At 31.4% G+C, this 5,160-nt stretch carries 7 protein-coding genes; 2 read left to right on the top strand and 5 right to left on the bottom strand.

Annotation, left to right across the window (positions count from 1 at the left end; all coding sequences use genetic code 11):
- Positions 1-31: 31 nt before the first annotated feature.
- Genes QVO42_RS03595 through QVO42_RS03615 form a run of 5 tightly spaced genes read right to left on the bottom strand, consistent with a single transcriptional unit; the run spans position 32 to position 3,610 of the window.
- Positions 32-1,705, bottom strand: coding sequence for a hypothetical protein (locus QVO42_RS03595; RefSeq protein ID WP_288163743.1), 1,674 nt, complete (start codon positions 1,703-1,705; stop codon positions 32-34).
- Positions 1,677-2,567 carry an ABC transporter ATP-binding protein gene (locus tag QVO42_RS03600; RefSeq protein ID WP_022424810.1) on the bottom strand — a complete coding sequence of 297 codons (891 nt, stop codon included), beginning with the start codon at positions 2,565-2,567 and terminating at the stop codon, positions 1,677-1,679. The genes QVO42_RS03595 and QVO42_RS03600 overlap by 29 nt, the downstream gene beginning before the upstream one ends.
- Entirely contained in the window at positions 2,560-2,940 is a 381-nt protein-coding gene (locus QVO42_RS03605) for a GntR family transcriptional regulator (RefSeq protein WP_022424811.1), read from the bottom strand. Before QVO42_RS03605 ends, QVO42_RS03600 begins: the two co-directional genes overlap by 8 nt.
- On the bottom strand, positions 2,940-3,203 hold the full coding sequence (locus tag QVO42_RS03610) for an RDAC family protein (protein ID WP_022424812.1): 264 nt from the start codon (positions 3,201-3,203) through the stop codon (positions 2,940-2,942). Before QVO42_RS03610 ends, QVO42_RS03605 begins: the two co-directional genes overlap by 1 nt.
- 8 nt (positions 3,204-3,211) lie before the next feature.
- Positions 3,212-3,610 carry a MerR family transcriptional regulator gene (locus QVO42_RS03615; RefSeq protein ID WP_022424813.1) on the bottom strand — a complete coding sequence of 133 codons (399 nt, stop codon included), beginning with the start codon at positions 3,608-3,610 and terminating at the stop codon, positions 3,212-3,214.
- An 81-nt stretch (positions 3,611-3,691) separates the two neighbouring features.
- Between QVO42_RS03615 and QVO42_RS03620 the strand changes: the two genes are divergently transcribed.
- Together QVO42_RS03620 and QVO42_RS03625 are read left to right on the top strand one after the other, a co-directional pair.
- Positions 3,692-4,276: a histidine phosphatase family protein gene (locus QVO42_RS03620; RefSeq protein ID WP_022424814.1), complete on the top strand. Its 585-nt coding sequence runs from the start codon at positions 3,692-3,694 to the stop codon at positions 4,274-4,276.
- 55 nt (positions 4,277-4,331) lie between these two features.
- Complete coding sequence (locus QVO42_RS03625) at positions 4,332-5,111, top strand: Cof-type HAD-IIB family hydrolase (protein ID WP_022424815.1); 780 nt, start codon at positions 4,332-4,334, stop codon at positions 5,109-5,111.
- Positions 5,112-5,160: the final 49 nt, after the last annotated feature.

Raw genomic sequence — 5,160 nt, forward strand, 5'->3', positions numbered from 1 at the left:
AAATTATGTGGCTTTCATCCCATAGGCAAGCCTATGAGTTTTTCGCCACTAATTTATAACCTCTCTTTTTAAAGTATGTCACTGTATTCTCAAAATCCTTATTAATATAGAAAGTGAGTACATAATCTGCATCATTAATGACTTCAATACTATATTTATAGTTATTAATTGCGTCTGAAATAGTATCCATCGAAAGAGTTTCATAGTCCTTTCTTAAGGCATATTTCAAACCTCTAAAGTCATCTTCTTTTAAATAGACTGTATCGTCCATTGTATCATCTTTATAGTTCATAACAGATACTTCTACCCAATGCATATTTCTAAAAATCTGATTCATATAAGAGACATTTGTATAAAGAGACTTCATATCATTCTTCACATATTTATCGAAGCACTCCTGTGATATGTTGTAGGAACGTGTGAGTGTTTTACCATCTACGAGATGATAAGTAATGTTGAAATAATGAGAAGAATCATTAGAGTTATGTGGTGCTTTTAAGATATCTTTATGTATATCATGAATTATATCTATTGTATCTGAATCATTCAGTTTAACATCCTGATTACCTGAATAATCAGAACTGAATGTCACATAAGATACAGTACCTGTTTTTGGAATCTTATTTTCTTCATCTGTGATATCAAATACAAAGAAGACGCACATGAGTGAGAAGACCACAAGATAGATGATAAACTTCTTAAAGTTCTTCTTATTAAAGACATAAAGTGTCATATCTGCAATCATTCTTGAAATATAGTAACCTATAAATGAATCAATGATACCTATAATCACAAAAGTGATACGCATTGTATGAATAGATGTTTCATTGGATATAAATAAGAATGTCACAAATGAAGAGAGTACAAGAGTCCCTATAATGACAACTATATCTTTTAAACGGTCAAAAACAACAGAAGAACCAATGTATTCTAATTTAACACGTTTATAAATGAAGTAGGCAATAAAGACTAAACTGATACCTATCGCAATATAAATAGTCAAATAAGCAATAGTACGTAATGTGAGCCATTTTTCTAGATTTAATACATAATTGAAGGCAGTAGAATAGTTCTCAAAAGCGACAGAAGGTTCTTCTACACCATAAGTAAAGGCTGATTTAAGAATAGTAAAAAACTGTGAACTAAGCCAAGGTAAACTATTAAAAAATACTCCTAATATACAATGTGTATAGAGATTACCCGTGATAATACCACAGAATTGTGTAATGCCATACGCAAAGAATATGAGTGCACTTTGAATCAAAAACCAGCTCAGACAATGGTTGATTGAAAGTTCTCTATAATATAAAGGAATTGTTTTACCATAGAATATGAGTATCCCTGTTGTAAGAATAAGAGGTACAAACATTAAAATCATTCCTGCAATAAAAGATGTCCAATAGAGCTCTGATCTTTTAATAGGCATAGAATGAATAATTGTAGAGGCTGTACGGTTATGATAGAAATAGAGTAAAGCCACACTTGTAAGTATCGCAATAGTAGAGATAATAAGATTACCTATAAAATAAGATCCCTTGAGATATGCTGCATAGTATTGATACCCCTCTGAACTTGCACCCTGGTAGATAGGATAAAGATATAATAAAACATAGGATACCATCATCCCTAAACCAATGATCCAGAACCGTTTCATAAGGTTTTTAAAGAAAGTTTTATTAAAATATGAGTTTTTGGACATCATCATCTTCTCCCCCTACTTCATATATAAAGAGTTCTTCCAGACTTAAAGGAAGTATATCAAAGATAAGCGGAGATTGATCTCCTATAACCTTTCTAATATTAGAAAGAGAGTCTTCAATAATCAATATTTTTACTGAACCTCTTTCCTCCTGATACGCAATATTTAAATCATCTAAATGAACTTCTTTATCTCCAAATGAAACCTGTATTTTATGAATATGCGTTTGAATATATTCTAAATCAAATTCCTTCATAATCTTACCTTTATACAATATACCTACATGATCCACTATCCCTTCTAATTCTTTTAAGTTGTGAGAAGAAATAAGAACTGTTAGATTCCTTTGGGCAACATCATCAATAATATATTTCCAAACTAATTTTCTTGCGATTGGATCTAATCCATCTATAGGTTCATCTAAAATAAGATATTTAGGCATTGTAGACATAATTAAACAAAATGATGCTTGTTTTCTCATTCCTTTAGAGAATGTCTGTATCTTCTTTGTAGGATTTAATTTAAATGTTTTGTAGAGTTTTTCAAATTTTTCTTGATTCCATGATGGATAAAGGTCTGTATAGACTTTCGCATTTCTTTCTAAGTTTGTTTCTATGAAATACATCTCATCAGAAATATAGCCTATCTTTCTTTTTATTTCTATATTTTCATAAACAGGCTGTGATTCTATAAAAATCTTTCCTGCATCTTGTTTTAAGACACCCACCAGATGTCTAATGAGTGTTGTTTTACCTGCTCCATTAGGACCAATCAAACCATAGATAGATCCTTCTTCTACCTGCATATTGAGATGATCAAGGACAACCTCACCATCAATCACTTTATATAAGTCTTTTACTTTAATCATGAGGGTTCCCTTTCATATATTCTAAAATCTTATTATGTATTTCATCTTGAGTCATACCCATGTGGATTAATTCTTTATAACTTTCTACAATCGCCTGAATCATATCATCGACTTTCTGTTCATCTATCTTTACATGTTTTCTTGATGATACAAAAGTACCTTTATTCGCAATTGTATAAATATAGCCTTCCTGGTCCAATGTCTGAAATGCTTTTTGAACTGTATGAGGATTAATTGTTAATAGTTGAGAGAGTTCTCTTACTGTTGGTAATTGAGTATTTTCTTTTAATACACCTGTCATAATCTGTTCCTTAATATTGTCTACAATCTGTTCATAGACAGATTTATGACTTTGATAGTTTAACTGAAACATCACTTGACCTCCTTATGAAATGTAGAGATGATACCAAGAGTATAGGAATCTTCTAAACTAGGGACAGCCTTTAACCACTTCTTCTTAAGAAAGTCATTTATAACCTTCATCACATCTTCTAAATCACTTTCTTCTCCCTCACATCTCAAATTAAGACCACAACTTGCACATCCACCAATAGAATGAACAGAATAATCATACCCTTCTTTCTTCAAGAAACGATTCAATTCTAGAATCATATTAAAATCTACTGTACCTATCATAGTATCACCTAATTCTCTACATGATATACATAACTTACATAAGGCTTCTTACCTTCCTGCATATCTCTATAGAGTTCTTTCTTCTGTTCAATATAGTCTAAAGATTCTTGTATTTCTGATAGTCTTCTTTCTAGATCTTCTTTTGTCTCATTGAGCATATCTACACGCTCAGGAATAGAAACAGGACCTTGCATACAATAATCAAGATACATGTGCATATCCTTTAAACTCATTCCACATTTCTTTAAACACTGTAAGCCCTTGATCCATTCTATATTATTTTCATCAAAGACACGATAGTTATTCTTATCTCTCTTTACATTAGGAATAAGCCCTTCTTTACAATAATATTTTAATGTTTCATAGCTCCATCCAACAATCTGACAAACTTCTTTCATTGTATACATAAGAAATACTCCTTTTTTCTTGCACGGTAGTAACTACCATGTTTTATAATTTTATTGTACAAATATAAAGGAGAAATTACAATGAAAACACTTTATTTAATGCGTCATGGACAGACTTTATTTAATTTACAGCATAAGATTCAGGGATGGTGTGATGCACCTCTTACAGAAATTGGAATTAAACAGGCAGAAGTGGCTGGAAAATGGTTTGATGACAATCATATTCAGCTTGATGATGCTTATTGCAGCACAAGTGAAAGAGCAAGTGATACACTTGAAATAGTGACACATCATAATATGCCTTATACACGTTTAAAGGGATTAAAAGAAATGAACTTTGGTGTCTTTGAAGGAAAAGATGAATGTCTTAATCCACCATTTCCTTATCTAGATTACTTTAAAACTTATGGTGGAGAATCACAGGATGAAGTACAAAAAAGAGTTGTAAAGACTATCACAGAAATCATGGAAAATACAAAAGGTGATAATGTCCTTGTTGTATCTCATGGAGCTGCTTGTGCCAACTTTATTAAAAACTTTGAAGAATATAATGTAGCTCACTATAAGAAGGGTATTAAGAACTGCGCTATCTTTGTATGTACGTATGAAGATGGAATCTTCTCTTGTAAAGAAATCATTAATCATGATTTTAGTAGTTTCATGTAAAAGTTCCATTTTGGAACTTTTTTTAGTATGATAAATAAGACGAGGAGGATGAAATATGATAAAAGCAATTTTCTTTGATATTGATGGAACATTACTTTCACATAACACTTATAGTGTTCCAGAATCTACTAAAGAAGCATTAAGACTATTAAAAGAGAAAGGTATACTTACATTTGTTGCGACAGGAAGACATTTAAGTGAGATGAGAGATCTTCCTATACAGGATTTAGAATTTGATGCCTGTATCACTTTAAACGGACAGTATTGTTTCAATAAAGATGGAATGATTTATGGACTTCCTATTGAACAAACAGACATCAACAACATCATCAATTATGTGGACACAAACCATATGCCCTGCATATTTGTAGAAGATGAACTCATGTATATCAACTTTAATAATGAAGTTGTAGAAAAAGTACAGAAAGCTATTTCTACACCACTACCAGAATTAGGAGATATTCATAGAGGTTATACACATCCTATTTATCATGTAATTCCTTATGATACAAATGATGAAAGATTAAAAGAAATTAAGGAACTTATGCCTCATTGTAAAGAAACACAATGGAACCCTCAGGCAGTGGACATCATTCCTGCGACAGGTGGTAAACAGAATGGTATTCATGAAGTATTAAAGTATTATTCTATTGATCAAAGTGAAACAATGTCTTTTGGTGATGGCAAAAATGATATTGATATGTTTGACTATACAGAAATTTCTGTCGCAATGGGTAATGCAGGGGATGATGTTAAGAAAGCTGCAGACTATGTCACAGATGATATCGATGAAGATGGTTTATATAATGCATTAAAGCATTTCGAAATAATTTAAAAGCAGGCACCGCCCAATGTCATTAAGTTAAGAATTGACAGCTATCAAG

The organism is Catenibacterium sp. CAG:290 (genome assembly GCF_000437715.1).
Classification (GTDB): domain Bacteria; phylum Bacillota_I; class Bacilli_A; order Erysipelotrichales; family Coprobacillaceae; genus Catenibacterium; species Catenibacterium mitsuoka_A.